The organism is Variovorax sp. 3319 (assembly GCF_031456585.1).
Classification (GTDB): Bacteria; Pseudomonadota; Gammaproteobacteria; order Burkholderiales; family Burkholderiaceae_C; genus Variovorax; species Variovorax paradoxus_P.
Window position 1 is genome coordinate 99,813 of record NZ_JAVDUZ010000002.1, and the last position, 16,822, is coordinate 116,634.

Consider the following 16,822-nt stretch of genomic DNA (forward strand, 5'->3'; position numbering starts at 1 on the left):
CCCTATTCCTATTTCTTCGACGTACTCAGTGCTGAGCTGTTCAGCTGATAAAAATGAACGCGGCGACCCTCGGCAACGCCAAACGTGAGGCTGGGCTGATGGACGGAAATGCGAAAAATGTCCGGGAATCCGGGCAGGTGTTCTATCGCTCGTTTTTCGGGCAGGCTCCACAAGTACAAGTCGCCTGAAAGACCGAACATCAGGTCGGTTTCTGCAACGGAAACAAGCTCGCCCGCATTGCCGCGCGGGATGTTGGGTGGCGGATGCAGCATGTCCACTTTCATGCTTCGCTGGTTGAGCCAGAGCCATTCGGGCGGGTTCTCGATCTCGCTGAGCGCCGCAAAGTCCGTGCGCGCATCCCAAACCCGAATGGGTGACATGCCGAAGGACACGAGCTTGCTGCCATCTGCGCTGTAGGCCACGCCGTTGAGAGGAGTGGGGCTGAACAGGACCTTCTTGATTGCATTGCGCTCAAGATCGGCAATGACAATGGCCGTTGCGCCCGTCCAGTTCGTCAAGCCAAACTTCTCTGCATCGCGAAAAAATTGCAGTGCGCCCAAAGAAACCTCATTGCGCATCGGGTTGCAACTCATCGTTTCGTAGGAGCGCCCAACTTCTGGCTGGTCGCGAAACGGATGTGCAAGATCGAGTTCGCTTTCGAGCGCTCCGGATGGCAAGCTGTACACCGCCACGCCTGTCGCACGCAGTACGGCCAATGTGCTGCCGTTTGCCATCACGCACATAGCCCTTGACGTAGCACCGATGCGCCTTGTTCCCGGGCCCTTGATCTGGGCCACTTCCCTCCGCTGGACAACGTCCCACACCCGCGCGAGCACATAGCGATCCTTGTCATTTCGCGCTGCGATCTCCGCGGCCTCGTCGATGCTTTCTGAAACCTTGAGTTCTCCGTGCTTGACGTCCTGATAGTCCTGGACAATCAGATACTTTCCATCCGGGCTGAACAGCAGATCCTGCCCCGAATGATTCCCCACCCAGCGCTTACTTGGCACCGAGAACACCGCCTTCTTCGTGTGCACATCCCACAGTTCCACCACATCGCGCATGAAGTAGCCCACCGCCAGCAGTCGGCCATCGGGATGCCACGCCAGGGACTGGACGGTGTAGGGGAGTTCCAGCACGCCCGTTTCTTCCATCACTGGCTTGGCTCGCACGTTGCAGCCATTCAGGAGGAGAAGCGCCAACACCACCATGCCGGCGAAAAAGGTTTTAGTCGTCATGCGGCAGCGCCCTAGTTCTTCGCCGACGAGGACCAGCGGCAAGGGCCATCGAGTTCCAGACACGGCAACAAAGCCCGGCGGTGGCGATGGCGAGCGGGTGAGCTCCAGCAGTTGCGCGGTCGTGAGTGTGGTCGACATTGATTTTTCTACTCCCTGGTGCGTCACTTGCGCAGAGCGCTCAGTGCGCTGCGATTCAACTTGTAGATATGAATGAGCCGGTCATCCACGACAGCGAAGGTATCGCTGGCCTGATGCGCCGCAATGCGCATAACGTCCGGAAAAGCTGGCAGATGAGCGATAGCGTGCGTCTCGGTCAAGCTCCACAGGTACAAATCGCCTGAAAGACCGAACATCAGGTCGGTGCCGGCAACCGGAACCAGCTTGCCCGCATTGCCCCGGGGAATGTTGGGTGGCGGATGCAACATGTCCACCTTCATGCCTCGCTGGTTCAGCCAGAGCCACTCGGGCGGGTTTTCGATCTCGCCCAGCGCCGCGAAGTCCCTGCTCGCATCCCACACCCGAATGGGCGACATGCCGAAGGAAACGAGCTTGCTGCCGTCCGCGCTGTAGGCCACGCCGTTCAGGGGCGTGGCGCTGAACAGGACTTTCTTGATGGCTTTGCGCTCCAGATCGACCACCACGATCGGCGTCGCGCCGCTGTTCAAAGGGAAACCGAATTCCGGAGCCTTCTTCATCAACGGGCCGCCATCCAACGCGACCTCATCTCTTGCCGTATTGCAAGCCATTTTTTCGAAGCTGCGATTGAAGTTCGGCTTGTCCGAAAACGGAAATCTCAGGCCGCTCTCATCGAGAATTTTTCCGGTGGCTGGCTCATAGGTCACCACCGCTGTATTGCGAAGTAGCGCCAATTTCAGAGGCTTGGAGTTAAGCCAGCACATGCCTTTGTGCATTCCCCCGTACAACGACGATCCAGGGCCCTTGATCTGCGCGACCTCCCGATGCTTCTCGATATCCCAAACCCGCGCGAGGACGTACCGATCCGTGTCCTTCTGCGCGGGCAGTTCCGCTGGATCCTCATAGTTCTTCGGGAACCTCGGCTCACCATTCTTCGTGTCCAGGAAGTCCTGAACGACCAGATATTTGCCATCGGGGCTGAACAGCACTTCTTGACCCGATTGATTGGCCGGCCTGCGCCTGCTTGGCACCGAGAACACCGGCTCCTTCGTCTGCACATCCCACACTTCCACCACATCGCGCATGAAGTAGCCCACCGCCAGCAGTCGGCCATTGGGATGCCACGCCAACGACTGGACGGTGTGGGGGAGTTCCAGCACTCCCGTTTCTTCCATCACTGGCGTAGCGCGCGCGCTGCAACCGTTCAGAAAGAAGAGAACCAGCACCGCGATACCGGCGAAAAAGGTCTTGATGGTCATGGAGCCCCCGCTACTTCTTCGCTCGCGATGTCCAGCGGCAAGGGCCATTGATCTGCCGGAACGGCCACAAGGCCGGGCGGTGCTGATGGCGACCGGGTGAGCCCCAGCAGTTGGGCAGTGGCGCGTGTCGACGACATGATTTCTTGCTAGTCCCTGTTGTGTGTCATTTGTGCAGGGCGTTCAGCGCGCCGCGATGCAAGTGCACTATCTTGTTCATCCACCCTGTTCGAGAACATGCCCTCCTTGTTCCGTTGCGTGGACAGGCACCTTGAATCGAGTCTCCGAAGTCGTTGCCTTGATCTGCGCCGGCGCCATGCTCGCCCGCTCCTTGAAAACCTTGTCCTTGAAGAACCAGTTCTTGTTCGCCCGGATGGGCTTGCAGCCTTCATAGAAGATCAATTCCTCGTCGGCGGGCAGCTCCTTGATCTCCTGCGGCAGAAACAGGGCCCTGCGCTCTTCGGTGTAGTTGGTCGAGACCTGGTTGGAGCCGCCGCCTCGGCTGGTGCTGCGGTGCTCCTTGCGGATGGTCTTGTAGCCGAGCATTTCGCTGTATTCGGCCGCGTCGCTTTGCTCGCGTGGCGCAAACACGATCTGGGCGCCATGGTTGGTGATGAAGTTCTGTGCGTCGTTGTCGCCGTAGGCCGAGCGCAGCTGCGCGCGGCTTTGCACGATGCACAGGTCGCGCACCCCGTAGCTGGCCGAGATCGAGATGCGCTTGGCCCACACATCCACTCGTCCCATGGCGGTGAATTCGTCCATCAGCATGAGCATCTGGTATTTCAGCTCCGGCTCGTCACCCAGTTGCTTGGTGAGGTTGTTGCCGATCACGCTGCTGAAGAAGATGTTCAGCAACTTGCCGCTCTCATCGAGCTTGTTGGTCGGTATATCGACGTACAGCGTGGTCGGATGTTTGCGGATGGCGGTGATGTCGAAGTCGGTGGCGTTGGTGGCAGCGGCCAGCACCGGACTGAGGAACTGCTGCAGTGGCGCCTGCATGGTGGCAATCACCGATGAGAAGGTTTGCTCGGCCAGTCCAGCGAGGTTGCCAAAGACAGTGCGTGTTTGCGGGCTGATGAAGCCCGACTGCTGCGGGTCGTTCAATATCTTCTTGAGCATTGCCAAGGTGCCCTGGCCTTCGGCGCCGCTGGACAGGTGCAGGATGCGTTCAAGGCTGGGGAAGTTCTCGTTGGCGTTGGGGTCCTGGGCGCGCCCGAGGACCCGGCTCCAGTTGTCCCACGCTTCGAACATGTAGGAGGCGAAGGCGGTGAAAGCGGCGCGGCTCTGGCTGGTCCAGAAAGGGTCTTTGCCAGGCTCGTCCGGGTAAAGAATGGCGGCGATGGTCTGGATTTCGCCGATGCGCTTGCCCGCATCCATACCCACCAGCAGGGTGAACGCGTTGAAGCGATGGGTCTTTCCCTGATCGTCATAGGGTGCCCACACATAGATGGTGTGACCCTGCGACTCGCGCCAGCCGCTGGTCGCCTTGCGCAGCTCGCCTTTGAGGTCGAGCACGACCATCGAGTGCAAATACGACAACAGCACCGGGATGGCAATGCTGGTGGTCTTGCCTGAACGGGTCGGGCTGACCGTGATGACGTGCTGAGCACCGCCCAGCCACAGATACTGGCCTTTGTACTTGCCGATGAGGATGCTTTGCGGGGTCTGCTTGAGCAGCCCTGCTTGCTTGAGATCGGAAAGCTCGGCAAAGCTGGCATCGCCATGCAGCGATTCGGCCTTGGCCCGAAAGAGCGGAATGAGCAATGCGGCCCAGCCCAACAGCGGTACGCCGAAGCCTATGGCGCCGCTGAGCTTGATCTTGGTAGCGTAGGGTGCGTACTGAGGCAGGTCTGCCGCCTGGATGTATTGCCACCACGTGTTCCAGTTGAGCGGCGCGTCTCGAAGATCGAGGATGAGCAGAACAAGGTAATTGGAGAAGAACCAGCCACCGGCCAAGACCCCCAGAAGTGTTACCAACGCGATAAGTACCTTGCTTGTGCTCATATCCTGAGTCATCTCCCCTTTAATAAGGAAAGACTTATACAAGCCGGGGCAACCTCAGCAGGTCGTGCAATGGGCGGTCGAACCTAAGACTGCGGCCCTGTTGCCAACTTCTTCATGGAAAACACGATTGACTGAGTGGCCGCCGCTACCCTTTGCTCGTGTCTTCGCGCGCTATATGCTCAACGGCAAGCGCGCGCTGCTCTTCACTTCTTCCATCACGGCGTAGGTGCGCGTCTCTCGCACGCCGGGCAGTTGCCACAGCACCGTGCCCGCAAAGTCGCGGTAGGCGGCCATGTCGGCCATGCGGGTCTTGAGCAGGTAGTCGAACCCGCCCGCAACCATGTGGCACTCCATGATTTCGTCGCGCACCTGCACGGCCGCCTTGAACTGGTCGAACACGTTGGCGGTGGTGCGGTCGAGCAATATTTCGACGAATACCGTCAGGCCGCGCCCGAGCTTGTGCGGGTCGAGCCGCGCCTCGTAGCCCTGAATGAAGCCGTCGCGTGTGAGCCGCTGCACCCGTGCCAGCACCGCGGTGGGCGAAAGCGCCACCGCCTCGGCCAATTTGAGGTTGGTAATGCGTCCGTCTTCCTGAAGAATCTTCAGCAGCCGGAGATCGATTCGGTCCAGGTCCAGGTCGGGCATTGGTGAATTATCCGGTTCGTGTATTGTTTTTTGGCAAAAGATTCGGCCTATATCCAAAGACCATAGGGGATAGAACCAAGGAACTGCCATGCACCTGCCCACCCCTTACCGCCCTGAAGCGGACGTCGTATCGCACCGGCTCGCCTCGCTCGAAGGTGCGCTCGATTGGGCCGCGGCGGCCAGCGCCGCCAGGCCTTGGGTGGAGGCGGTGCGCCGCCATCCGCCACCGTTCTGGGCCATGGAAAGCCTGCTACGCGAATACCCCATTTCGAGCGCCGAGGGCCTGGCGCTCATGCGGCTCGCAGAGGCACTGCTTCGCGTGCCCGACGCCGCCACCGCCGTTGCGCTCACGGCCGACCAGCTGGGCCGTGCCGATTTCGACGGCTCCGCCGATTCGACGCTGTCGCGCCTGTCTTCGGCCGCCATTGCAATGTCGAAAAAGTTCTTGCCCGAAGGCGACCACCCGCCCGGCCTGATGGCCAAGCTCGGCGCGCGCACGGTGGTGGCGGCCACGCTGCGCGCGGTGCAACTGCTGGGCCGCCAGTTTGTGCTGGGCCAGACCATTGCAGAGGCCATGAGCGAAGCCCGCTCGGCGCACCGCAAGCAAGATGCGCTGCGCTTCAGCTACGACATGCTGGGCGAGGGCGCGCGCACCGACGCCGATGCGCTGCGCTACCTGCAGAGCTACACGCATGCCATCAATGCCATTGCCGCCGGGGCCGACGCGGCGCGCGCGCCCGAGCACAACGATGGAATTTCAATCAAGCTGAGCGCGCTGCACCCGCGCTACGAATATGCGCAGGCCGAGCGCGTGATGCGCGAGCTGGTGCCGCGTGTGTGGCAGCTTTGCGAGCTGGCGGCGGCTGCCAACCTCAACCTCACCATCGACGCCGAAGAGGTCGACCGGCTGGAACTTTCGCTCGATGTGTTCGAGGCGCTGGCCGCGCGCGTGGCCGCCGAGCAACCGCAGTGGCGCGGCTTTGGCCTTGCGCTGCAGGCCTATCAGACGCGCGCGCTCGAACTGATCGGGCACGTCACTTCGGTGGCGCGCAAACATGGCCTGCGGCTGATGTGCCGCCTGGTGAAGGGCGCCTACTGGGACGCCGAGATCAAGCGCGCGCAGGAGCTCGGCCTGCCGCACTACCCGGTCTTTACGCACAAGCACCACAGCGACATCAGCTACCTGGCCTGCGCACGCGCGCTGCTCTCGGCGCCCGATGCGATCTATCCGCAATTTGCCACCCACAACGCCGGCACTATCGCGGCCATCCTGCAAATGGCCGAGGCGGCACAAGCACCTTTCGAGCTGCAGCGCCTGCATGGCATGGGCGAGGGCGTCTACCGCGAGGTGATGAAGAGCACCGCCGCACCGGTGCGCGTGTATGCCCCGGTGGGCCAGCACAAGGACCTGCTCGCCTACCTCGTGCGGCGCCTGCTCGAGAACGGCGCCAATTCATCGTTCGTGAACCAGTTGGGCGACGAAGACGTGGATATCGGCGAGCTGCTCATGTCCCCGCTCTGGCTCGAACCGACGAACCCCGCCTTGCCGCTGCCGCCGGCGCTCTTCGGCCCCGCGCCTGCGAGGCGCAACAGCGAGGGTGTGGACCTTGCCGTCGAGTCGATGCGCGCGCCGCTGCTTGCGGCGCTGGATGCCACCGCCGTACCCCGGGTCGAAGAGTTCGACCCTGCCAGCGCAGCAAAAGCCGTTGCCGCCAGCGCAGCCAGCTTTCGCCAATGGCGCAAGACGCCGGTCGAGGCCCGCGTCGCCATGCTGCGCCAGGCCGCCGATGCGCTCCAGCGCGAATTGCCGCGTTTCTGCGCGCTGCTGGTGAAAGAGGCGTTCAAGACCTGGGGCGATGCGGTGGCTGAAGTGCGCGAGGCCATCGACTTTCTGCGCTACTACGCGGACGAAGCGGAACGCATCATGCAACCCGTGGCGCTGCCCGGCCCCACGGGCGAGAGCAACGAGTTGCGGCTGACTGCGCGCGGTCCGTGGGTGTGCATCAGCCCATGGAATTTTCCGCTCGCGATCTTCATGGGCCAGGTGGCGGCCGCGCTTGCCACGGGCAACACGGTGCTGGCCAAGCCGGCCGAGCAGACGCCCGCCGTCGCGCTCGAAGCCGTCAAGCTGCTGCATGCCGCGGGCGTACCGGCCGATGCGCTGCAACTGCTGCACGGCCCGGGTGAAACGGTGGGCGCCGCGTTGGTGGGCGCACCGGGCGTTGCAGGGGTGGTGTTTACCGGCTCGACGCAGGTGGCGCGCATCATTCACCGCGCGCTGGCTGCAAAAGACGGCCCCATCGTGCCGCTGATTGCGGAGACAGGAGGCATCAACGCGATGCTGGTCGATTCGAGCGCGCTACCTGAACAGGTGGTCGATGCGGTAGTGCAGAGTGCGTTCCGTTCGGCTGGGCAGCGCTGCTCGGCATTGCGGCTGCTGGTGCTCCACGACGGCATTGCCGGCGCGGTGATCGAGATGATCCGCGGCGCGGCCGGGGAGTTGGTGGCCGGCGACCCGGCGCTGCTTGCTACTGACGTAGGCCCGGTGATCGACAGTGAAGCGGCCGACAACATCCGGCGCCACCTGCGGCGGCTGGATTCGGAGGCGAAGCCTCTTCTCGCTCCGGCTGCTTCTTCAGCGCCGGCGGAGGGCAACCTTATCGCGCCGCAAGCCTACGAGGTGCCTTCCATCGAAAGCGTGACCAGCGAGATCTTCGGCCCGGTGTTGCAGATTGCGCGCTGGGGCCACGGCACGCTGGCCGACCCCGCGGAGGTGATCGAGCGCATCAACGCGCTGGGCTACGGCCTCACCCTCGGCATTCAGACGCGCATCGATTCGCGCGCCCAGGCGTTGGCCTCGCGCGCGCACGTGGGCAACATCTACATCAACCGCAACATCATCGGCGCAGTGGTCGGCGTGCAGCCTTTCGGCGGCGAGGGCCTGAGCGGCACCGGGCCCAAGGCCGGCGGCCCGCACTACCTGTACCGCTTCTGCGCCGAGCAGACGGTCACGGTCAACACCACGGCAGCCGGGGGCAACGCCGCGCTGCTGAGCGCCGTGGCGTAGCGCAGGGGAAAGAGCGTCTTTGTTTTCGCATGGCTGGCACAAACGCGCGCTTGGTCAAACCTCTCTTGCATAACCGCCTTCGCGGCGCGCATAAGCCATGGCGCACCGGGCGCGAGAGGTCTATTGTTGCGGCCATCTGTTCAAACCAAGGGTTCTCTCATGAGTGAAAAGCTCTCCTTCGTCAGTCCGACCGCCAATAGCCCCTGGGGCACCTACCTCTCGCAGGTCGACCGCGTGGTGCCGTACCTCGGCCCCCTGGCGCGCTGGGTCGAAACGCTCAAGCGCCCCAAGCGTGCGCTGATCGTCGACGTTCCGATCGAAATGGACGACGGCACCATCGCCCACTTCGAGGGTTACCGCGTGCAGCACAACATGAGCCGCGGCCCGGGCAAGGGCGGCGTGCGCTTTCACCCCGACGTCACGCTCGAAGAAGTAATGGCCCTGTCGGCCTGGATGACCATCAAGACCGCCGCGGTCAACCTGCCGTACGGCGGTGCCAAGGGCGGCATCCGCGTCGACCCGAAGAAGCTTTCGCTGCAAGAACTCGAAAAAATCACCCGCCGCTACACCAGCGAGATCGGCATCATCATCGGCCCGCACACCGACATTCCCGCGCCCGACGTCAACACCAACGGCCAGATCATGGCGTGGATGATGGACACGTATTCGATGAATGTGGGCGGCACCGCCACGGGCGTGGTCACCGGCAAGCCGCTGCACCTGGGCGGCTCGCTGGGCCGCGTCAAGGCCACCGGGCGCGGCGTGTTCGTTACCGGCCGCGAGGCGGCCCGCCGCCTGGGCATGGACCTGCGCGGTGCGCGCATTGCGGTGCAGGGCTTCGGCAACGTGGGCTCGGTTGCGGCCGAACTCTTTGCCGAAGCGGGCGCCAAGATCGTTGCGGTGCAGGACCACACCGGCACCATCGTCAACACCAACGGCCTCGACCTGGCAAAGCTCATTCCCATTGCCAACAAGGAAGGCGTGGTTGCCTTCAAGGGCGGCGACGTGGTGCCGAACGAAGCCTTCTGGGACACGGCGTGCGACATCCTGATTCCGGCCGCGCTCGAAGGGCAGATCACGGCCGAGCGCGCGCAGAAAACATCGGCCAAGCTGGTGCTCGAAGGCGCCAACGGTCCCACGGTGCCGCAGGCCGACGACATCCTTGCCGAACGCGGCGTGCTGGTGGTGCCCGACGTGATCTGCAATGCCGGTGGCGTAACGGTGAGCTACTTCGAATGGGTGCAAGACTTCTCGTCTTTCTTCTGGGACGAGGACGAGATCAACGTGCGGCTCGACCGCATCATGATGAACGCGCTCAACCAGATCTGGGACACGGCCGACAAGCACAAGATCACGCTGCGCACGGCCACTTATGCAGTCGCCTGCGAACGCATCCTGATGGCTCGTCAAGAGCGCGGCCTGTACCCCTGATTCGCTGAGGCAAGGTTGTACGCTCGGGGGATGAGCACCACCCCCGAGCCACAACTCTCTACGATTCCCGCAGACGGCCTGGCCCGCCTGCAGGCCCTGATGGCCGGCGGCCAGCGCAAGCTGCTCGGCCTCGTCGGCGCGCCCGGTGCGGGCAAGTCCACCCTTGCATCGGCACTGCTCCGGGCCGTGGGCACCGATCGCGCGCAGGTCGTGCCGATGGACGGTTTTCACCTGGCCAATGTCGAGCTGCAACGGCTCGGCCGCGCCAGCCGCAAGGGCGCCCCAGACACCTTCGACAGCGCCGGCTACGTTGCGCTGCTGCAGCGGCTGCGCGAGCAGGGGCCGGGCGACCCCATCGTCTACGCGCCCGAGTTCCGCCGCGAGATCGAGGAGCCGATTGCCGGCGCCATCGCGGTGCTGCCTGAGACCCGGCTGGTCATCACCGAAGGCAACTACCTGCTGCACGATGCAGGCCCCTGGGCGGGCGCCACGGCCATGCTCGACGAGGTCTGGTATGTGGACATCGACGATGCGGTGCGCGAAGAACGCCTGCTGAAGCGCCACCAGCAGTTCGGCCGCAGCCCCGAGGCCGCGCGCGACTGGGTGGCCGCCACCGATGCACCCAACGCCCGGCTCATTGCCGCAACGCGCGGGCGCGCGCACTTCGTGCTGCACTGGTCCTGAAAATTCTCTTGCGTTGCCGGGAACACTGGCGCCGCGCAATGCTCGAAGCTTCGCCGGCGGCGCTGCAAGGCCAGCCGGTTAGCATTCGCCGCCCTTCTTGACGACCATGCATCCCAATCTCTCTTCCGCCTTTTCTGCCTTTCGTGTTCCGGTTCTCGTTCTCGGGTTGTTGTCTGCCCTGGTGCTCGCCGGCTGCGGCAGCAGCGGCTCGCGCCGCGTGTCCTACGAAACCGAGGAGTTCGACTCCACCACCACCCACACGCGCACCTACACGGCCACCGAAGCCCAGACCTGCGAAGCCGCGCGGCGCGCGCTGCTGAGCCAGGGCTACATGATCAACGCGGCCAACACCGACCTGGTGACGGGCCGCAAGAGCTTCCAGCCGGCGGCCGAAGTGCATGTGGAGGTCGAGTTTCGCGTGGTGTGCGCGCGCGAAGGCGGCAAGTCGGGCAAGCGCAGCACCGTGGCCTTTGCCACCGCGCTGCAAGACCGCTACGGCATCAAGAAGGTCAACAACTCGGCCAGCCTGGGCGTGGGCGCCATCGGCTCGCTCTCGCTGCCCTTTGCGGGCAGCGACGACGCCATGGTCAAGGTGGCCAGCGAAACCCTTACTGACGAGCTGTTCTACGACCGCTTCTTTGCATTGCTCGACCGCTTTCTTGAAGGCCAGGGCGGCGAAGAGCCCGAGGCGCCCAGCGTGGCACCCGAAGCGCCGCGGCCGGCTGCGCCGCTGAACCCCGGAGCGCCCGCCACCACCTTTCCGGTGAAGCCGGTGCCCAGCCCGGGCTGATCGCGGGCCCGCGCCAGCGCGGTCAGCGCACCAGCGTCGATTTTCCGAACAGGCTCTCGATCAGCTCCACGGCCACTTCCCCCGTCTGGTTGCGCACATCGAGTGCGGGGTTGAGTTCCACCACATCGAGCGAGCCGAGCCGGCCGGTGTCGGCGATCATTTCCATGCACAGCTGCATTTCGCGGTAGGTGGGGCCGCCGCGCACGCCGGTGCCCACGCCGGGCGCAATGTTGGGGTCGAGGCAGTCGAGGTCGAAGCTCACGTGCAGATGGGTGTCTTCGTCCACGTCCTGCAGCGCCTCGGTCATGGTGGTGCGCATGCCGTGCTCGTCGATGTGGCGCATGTCGAACACGTTGAGCCCCAGCGTGCGAATGGCCTCCTTCTCGTCGGCATCGACGCTGCGGATGCCGATGAAGCGGATGGCGTCGTGCTCCAGCGCCGCCCGCTCGCCGCTCCAGCCGGTGAGCACTGCCGGCCCGTGGCCCAGCAGGCATGAAACCGGCATGCCGTGCAGGTTGCCGCTAGGGCTGGTGGTTTCGGTGTTGACGTCGGAGTGCGCGTCCAGCCACAGCACGCGCAGCTTCTTGCCGCGTTTGCGCGCATGCCAGGCTACCGCGCTGATGGAGCCGATGGCAAGGCAATGGTCGCCGCCCATCATGAGCGGCACATGGCCGATGCCCAGCGCGGTGTCCACCGCGGCATACACCGAGCGGTTCCACGCAATCACTTCGTCCAGGTGCCGCAGGCCGTTGGCCGGCGCGGTCCACGGCGTGGCCGGGCCGGCGAGGTTGCCGCGGTCGAGCACCGCAAAGCCCTGGCGCGCCAACGCCTCCGGAAGGCCCGCCACGCGCAGGGCGTCGGGCCCCATGCCGGCGCCGCGCACGCTGGCGCCGATGTCGGTGGGTGCGCCGATCAGTTCGAGGGTGATTCCGTTGCCGTTGCTCATGTCGATGGCCCGATGTGCTTCCACAGGTAGGCGTAGCCCAAGGCGTCCATGAAGGCGGACTCCTTGTTGTCGGTGGCCGCGCTGTGGCCGCCTTCCATGTTCTCGTAAAAGCTGGCGTCGTAGCCCATGGCAGCCAGCTTTGCGTACATCTTGCGCGCATGCACCGGGCCCACGCGGTCGTCGCGGGTCGATGTGGTGAAGAGTGCGGGAGGGTAGGGCTGGCCCTTCTGCGCGTTCTCATACGGCGAGAAGGCCTTGATCCACGCCCATTCCTCCGGCTGGTCGGGATCGCCGTATTCGGCAATCCACGATGCGCCGGCCGAGAGATGCGTGTAGCGCTTCATGTCGAGCAGCGCCACCTCGCTCACGATGGCGCCGTAGAGCTGCGGGTACAGCGTGAGCATGTTGCCCATCAGCAGGCCGCCGTTGCTGCCCCCCATGGCGCCCAGGTGCGGCGGCGACGTGATGTTGCGTGCAATGAGGTGCTCTGAAACGGCCGCGAAGTCTTCGCAGGTGCGCAGGCGGTTTTGCTGCAGTGCGGCCTGGTGCCAGCGCGGGCCGTACTCGCCGCCGCCGCGGATGTTGGCGACCACGTACACGCCGCCCTGCTCGAGCCATGCGCGGCCGATGGCGCCGCTGTAGCTGGGTTGCAGCGATATCTCGAAGCCGCCGTAGGCGTATTGCAGCGTGGGGTTCTTGCCGTTGGCCTCAAGGTTCTTCGGAGCGATTTCGAAATACGGCACGCGCGTGCCGTCCTTCGACGTGGCGAAGTGCTGGCTCACGCGGTAGCGCGAGGCGTCGAAGAAACCGGGGCTGTCTTTCAGCGGTTCGGGCTCGCCCTTGCCGATGGTGCCCATGTAGAGCGTGGTCGGCTGCAGGAAGCCGCTCACGGTCAGAAAATAGTCGTCGTTCTCGTCTTCGTCGATGCCGCCGGCCGCAATGGTCGAAAGCTCGGGCGGGCCGCCCAGGCTCTCCCGCTTCCATTCGCCGGCTTGCGGGGTGAGCACTTCGAGCTTGTTCACCACGTCGTGCATCACGTTGAGAATCAGGTGGTTGCGCGTCCACGAATGGTCGTCGAGCGCGGTGGTGTCGTTGGGCTCGAACAGCACGGTGAGCTCGCGCTTGCCGGCCATGTAGTCGTCGAACCTTGCGGCCAGCAGCGAGCCCGGCTTGTAGGTGGTGCCGCCCACGGCCCAGGGGCTGCGCGGTTCGACCAGCATCCACTCGCGGGTGATGTCGGCGTTGGAATCGTCGGGCACGTCGATCTTCACAAGGCGGCCGTCGGCATGGCGCAGCCACGTCTCGCTGTCGTAGAAGTCCATCTGGCGCGAGACGAAGTCGCGCTCGAAGCCCGGCGTGTTGTCGCGCCAGGCGCTCACGGTCATGTCGTCGGCGCTGCCTTCGTACACGGTCGATGCGCTTTCGAGCGGCGTGCCACGCTTCCATTCCTTGACGATGCGCGGGTAGCTTGAACTGGTCATCGAGCCGTGGCCGAAGTCGGTGGCTACGTAGAGGTGGTCGATGTCCTTCCACGCCACGTTGCTCTTGGCCTCGGGCAAAGTGAAGCCGCCTTCGACAAACTGCTTGAGCTCCAGGTCGAACTCGCGCACCACGTTGGCGTCGGCGCCGCCTCGAGAGAGCGAAACCAGGCAGCGCTTGTATTCGGGCTGCAGGCATTGCGCGCCGTGCCACACCCAGTTCTCCTTGTCGGCTTCGGCCAGCGCGTCGAGGTCGATCACGGTTTCCCAGACGGGCTGCGGCTTGCGGTATTCGGCCAGCGTGGTGCGCCGCCACAGGCCCTTGGGGTTCTTCTTGTCGCGCCAGAAGTTGTAGAACAGCGGGCCGATCTTGCGCACCATCGGAATGCGGTCGTCCGAATCGAGCACTTCGAGAATGCCCTTCTCCAGACGCTCGAAGGCAGGCGACTGCGCATAGCGCTGCACCGTCTTCGCGTTGTGCTGGCGCGCCCAGTCGAGCTGTTCGGCGCCGTCGATGTCTTCGAGCCAAAGGAACTCGTCGGTCTGCATGGAAGAGGTTGAAGTCATTGCCGCAGTGTACGAATCCGGCGTGAAAGAAGAGATGTCCCTGGCGGCCCGTCGGAAGCTATTGAATTCATAGCGCAATGCACCGGGGGCTCGGGACAAACCCGCGTTCGACGGATTCGCCCCTGTGCGCAGGGCTGCCCACGGGTATCCTGCCGAACGGCGCCTGCGCACACAAGGAGACATGTCACATGAAACACCTGAGCGGTCTTGATGCCACCTTCCTGCACCTTGAGACCCCCGAGATGCCGATGCACGTGGGCTCGCTCAACGTGCTCGACCTGCCCAAGGGCTACAAGGGCGACTTCTACGAGGACGCCAAGCAGTTCATGGCCAGCCGCATCCACCTGGCCGACGTGTTCACGCGCAAGCTCGCGCTCATGCCCTTCGACATGACCAACCCGGTGTGGGTGGAAGACGACGATATCGATCTCGACTACCACGTGCGCCACATCACCCTGCCCAAGCCCGGCACCAACCGGCAGTTGCAGCAATACGTGGCGCGGCTGCATTCCACGCTCATCGACCGCAGCCGCCCGATGTGGGAGTTTTTCATCATCGACGGGCTCAAGAGCGGCCAGGTGGCGCTGTACACCAAGGTGCACCATGCGGGCATCGACGGGCAGGCCGGCGTGGCGCTCGGCAAGGCCATCTTCGACCTGGAGGCGACGGGGCGCGTGGTGAAGCCGCCGCGCGCACGCCCGCGCAGCAGCGGCTACCAGCTTGGCATGGCCGAGCTCGCGACCGCGGCGCTGCGCAACACGGCGCAGCAATACGTCAAGCTCTTCAAGATGGCGCCGGCCATTGCGCGGGCGCTCGGCGGCCTGGCCAAGCCCGACGAAAAAGCGGCCGAGAAAGACGCCGCCACCGCGCCGAAGAAGTTCAACCTGTTTGCGCCGCGCACATCGCTGAACGTGTCGATCACCAACCAGCGCACCTTTGCAGGCCGCACCATTTCGCTGGCCGAGACCAAGCACATTGCCAGGCACTTCGGCGTGTCGCTCAACGACGTGGTCATGGCCACGGTGGCCGGCGCACTGCGCCACTACCTGGCCGACAACAACGAGTTGCCCGCCAAGCCGCTGGTGGCGGGCGTGCCGGTGAGCCTGCGCGAAGCGGGCGACGACACGGCCAACAACCAGGCCAGCATGATCCTGGTGAGCCTGGCGACGGACATCACCGACCCGGTGCAGCGCCTGAAGGCCATCAATACCTCGTCGAACGCATCTAAGTCGACGATGAACCGCTTCAAGGCCATGATCCTGGACGACTTTCCGACCTTCGCGGCGCCCTGGCTGGTGTCGGGCATTGCGTCGATGGTCGGCCGCTCGGGCTTGGTGAACCTGCTGCCGCCGGCCGCCAACGTGGCCATTTCGAACGTGGCGGGCGCTCCGTTCCCCATGTACTTTGCGGGGGCACTGGTCACCAGTTACTACCCGGTGTCAATTGCGAGCCACGGCACGGCGCTGAACGTGACGGTGCAGAGCTACAACGGGCGCATGGACTACGGCCTCATCGCCTGCCGGCGGGCGGTGCCCGACATCACCGAGATTGGCGACTACATGCTGGCCGAGCACAAGCTGCTGATGGACCTGACTCAGACGCATCCTGCGGCTGCAGGCGCAGCGCCGGCGAAGGCGGCTGCTGCTCCCGAACCGGCGCCCGCGGTGAAGGCTGCGGCCAAGCCCGCTGCAAAGGCTGCCCCGAAGGCGGTGCCGAAGCCCGCGGCAAAAAAGGTGGCGGTGAAGAAGCCGGCGGCGGTAAAGACCGCGGCCGCCAAGGCCCCGGCCAGGAAAGCGCCAACCAAGACGCCCCCGGCCAAGGCTGCGCCCCGCAAGCCCGCCGCGCCGGCCAAGCGCGCCAGGGTGGTTGCTGCGGCATGATTGGCAGGCCTTTGGCCGGAATTGGGGCAGTTGGACTAGTTTTCCCACAGTTCTAGCTTTTCAGGCCTAGGCACTCCGGAAGAAGATCAACCCATCGCGAATCCCGCGAACGTTCAACTTCCAGGAAATCGACACATGACCACGCAAGCCTCTTTCTCTTCCGCCGCCATCCACGTCATCGGCCAGTACAACGACGCCGGCAAGACTCTGGTGGGTGCCTACCGCGCCGGCGTGCATCGCCTGCTTGGCGGCGCTGCTTCGCGCTACACCGAGTTTCTGGGCAGCCGCCAGATTCCGCTGGTGAGCGAACAGGTCAAGGCCAACCTGATCGGCGCGCAAGAAAAGATCAACGGCTTCCTGGCCAACCGCCTGGACATCGACACCGGCCGCATCGTCTCGGTGATGGACCGCATGGCCGCGGGCACCACCACCGGCATCGAAGCCGTGGCCGGCCGCGTGGCGGGCGTCGAGTCGCCAGTCGTCACCTCGGTGGTCAAGACCTTCAACGCGCTGAACCAGCCGATCGCCAACGTGTCGGTGCAAATTGCCGACAAGATCGTGGCCGGCGCCAAGCAGATCGAAGTGCGCGTGAGCGGCACTGAAGAAGCCAAGCCCGTGCGCACCGTGAAGGCCAAGGCGGCTGCCGCCAAGAAGCCGGTTCGCCGCACCACCGCCCGCAAGGCGGCCTGACCTGACCCTGG

At 64.4% G+C, this 16,822-nt stretch carries 12 protein-coding genes; 6 read left to right on the forward strand and 6 right to left on the reverse strand.

Annotated features, from left to right (window positions below; all coding sequences use genetic code 11):
- Positions 1-8 precede the first annotated feature (8 nt).
- The 4 genes from J2X67_RS04840 to J2X67_RS04855 form a co-directional block, all read right to left on the reverse strand.
- Complete coding sequence (locus J2X67_RS04840; RefSeq protein ID WP_309951027.1) at positions 9-1,376, reverse strand: WD40 repeat domain-containing protein; 1,368 nt, start codon at positions 1,374-1,376, stop codon at positions 9-11.
- A gap of 23 nt (positions 1,377-1,399) precedes the next feature.
- Positions 1,400-2,632 (reverse strand): WD40 repeat domain-containing protein, encoded by a 1,233-nt coding sequence (locus J2X67_RS04845; protein ID WP_309951030.1) that lies wholly within the window; start codon positions 2,630-2,632, stop codon positions 1,400-1,402.
- 213 nt (positions 2,633-2,845) lie between these two features.
- Complete coding sequence (locus tag J2X67_RS04850) at positions 2,846-4,633, reverse strand: type IV secretory system conjugative DNA transfer family protein (protein WP_309951033.1); 1,788 nt, start codon at positions 4,631-4,633, stop codon at positions 2,846-2,848.
- Between the two features lie 171 nt (positions 4,634-4,804).
- The gene (locus J2X67_RS04855; protein WP_309951035.1) at positions 4,805-5,278 is read right to left on the reverse strand and encodes an Lrp/AsnC ligand binding domain-containing protein; all 474 of its coding nucleotides are present in this window, start codon (positions 5,276-5,278) and stop codon (positions 4,805-4,807) included.
- A gap of 88 nt (positions 5,279-5,366) precedes the next feature.
- On the opposite strand from J2X67_RS04855, the gene J2X67_RS04860 reads away from it, so the two are divergent.
- From J2X67_RS04860 to J2X67_RS04875, 4 genes are all read left to right on the forward strand, one after another.
- Positions 5,367-8,345, forward strand: coding sequence for an L-glutamate gamma-semialdehyde dehydrogenase (locus J2X67_RS04860; protein ID WP_309951037.1), 2,979 nt, complete (start codon positions 5,367-5,369; stop codon positions 8,343-8,345).
- Positions 8,346-8,504: 159 nt separating this feature from the next.
- Positions 8,505-9,776 (forward strand): Glu/Leu/Phe/Val dehydrogenase, encoded by a 1,272-nt coding sequence (locus J2X67_RS04865; RefSeq protein ID WP_309951039.1) that lies wholly within the window; start codon positions 8,505-8,507, stop codon positions 9,774-9,776.
- A 30-nt stretch (positions 9,777-9,806) separates the two neighbouring features.
- Positions 9,807-10,460, forward strand: coding sequence for a nucleoside/nucleotide kinase family protein (locus J2X67_RS04870; RefSeq protein ID WP_309951041.1), 654 nt, complete (start codon positions 9,807-9,809; stop codon positions 10,458-10,460).
- A 106-nt stretch (positions 10,461-10,566) separates the two neighbouring features.
- Positions 10,567-11,250 (forward strand): DUF2242 domain-containing protein, encoded by a 684-nt coding sequence (locus J2X67_RS04875; protein ID WP_309951043.1) that lies wholly within the window; start codon positions 10,567-10,569, stop codon positions 11,248-11,250.
- A 22-nt stretch (positions 11,251-11,272) separates the two neighbouring features.
- On the opposite strand, the gene rocF is transcribed toward J2X67_RS04875, so the two are convergent.
- Both rocF and J2X67_RS04885 read right to left on the reverse strand, forming a co-directional pair.
- On the reverse strand, positions 11,273-12,196 hold the full coding sequence (rocF, locus tag J2X67_RS04880; protein ID WP_309951045.1) for an arginase: 924 nt from the start codon (positions 12,194-12,196) through the stop codon (positions 11,273-11,275).
- Positions 12,193-14,241, reverse strand: a complete 2,049-nt coding sequence (locus tag J2X67_RS04885; RefSeq protein WP_309951047.1) for a prolyl oligopeptidase family serine peptidase — start codon at positions 14,239-14,241, stop codon at positions 12,193-12,195. The genes rocF and J2X67_RS04885 overlap by 4 nt, the downstream gene beginning before the upstream one ends.
- A 188-nt stretch (positions 14,242-14,429) precedes the next feature.
- On the opposite strand from J2X67_RS04885, the gene J2X67_RS04890 reads away from it, so the two are divergent.
- Entirely contained in the window at positions 14,430-16,121 is a 1,692-nt protein-coding gene (locus J2X67_RS04890; RefSeq protein WP_309951049.1) for a wax ester/triacylglycerol synthase family O-acyltransferase, read from the forward strand.
- Between the two features lie 135 nt (positions 16,122-16,256).
- Positions 16,257-16,811, forward strand: a complete 555-nt coding sequence (locus tag J2X67_RS04895) for a hypothetical protein (protein ID WP_309951053.1) — start codon at positions 16,257-16,259, stop codon at positions 16,809-16,811.
- Positions 16,812-16,822: the final 11 nt, after the last annotated feature.

Bases quoted from the DNA above. Each gene is read 5' to 3' on its own strand.
- J2X67_RS04855 (WP_309951035.1), bottom strand. From the start codon at position 5,278: ATGCCCGACCTGGACCTGGACCGAATCGATCTCCGGCTGCTGAAGATT.
- J2X67_RS04870 (WP_309951041.1), top strand. From the start codon at position 9,807: ATGAGCACCACCCCCGAGCCACAACTCTCTACGATTCCCGCAGACGGC.
- J2X67_RS04875 (WP_309951043.1), top strand. From the start codon at position 10,567: ATGCATCCCAATCTCTCTTCCGCCTTTTCTGCCTTTCGTGTTCCGGTT.
- rocF (WP_309951045.1), bottom strand. From the start codon at position 12,196: ATGAGCAACGGCAACGGAATCACCCTCGAACTGATCGGCGCACCCACC.
- J2X67_RS04845 (WP_309951030.1), bottom strand. From the start codon at position 2,632: ATGACCATCAAGACCTTTTTCGCCGGTATCGCGGTGCTGGTTCTCTTC.
- J2X67_RS04895 (WP_309951053.1), top strand. From the start codon at position 16,257: ATGACCACGCAAGCCTCTTTCTCTTCCGCCGCCATCCACGTCATCGGC.
- J2X67_RS04840 (WP_309951027.1), bottom strand. From the start codon at position 1,376: ATGTCGACCACACTCACGACCGCGCAACTGCTGGAGCTCACCCGCTCG.
- J2X67_RS04850 (WP_309951033.1), bottom strand. From the start codon at position 4,633: ATGAGCACAAGCAAGGTACTTATCGCGTTGGTAACACTTCTGGGGGTC.
- J2X67_RS04860 (WP_309951037.1), top strand. From the start codon at position 5,367: ATGCACCTGCCCACCCCTTACCGCCCTGAAGCGGACGTCGTATCGCAC.
- J2X67_RS04885 (WP_309951047.1), bottom strand. From the start codon at position 14,241: ATGACTTCAACCTCTTCCATGCAGACCGACGAGTTCCTTTGGCTCGAA.
- J2X67_RS04865 (WP_309951039.1), top strand. From the start codon at position 8,505: ATGAGTGAAAAGCTCTCCTTCGTCAGTCCGACCGCCAATAGCCCCTGG.
- J2X67_RS04890 (WP_309951049.1), top strand. From the start codon at position 14,430: ATGAAACACCTGAGCGGTCTTGATGCCACCTTCCTGCACCTTGAGACC.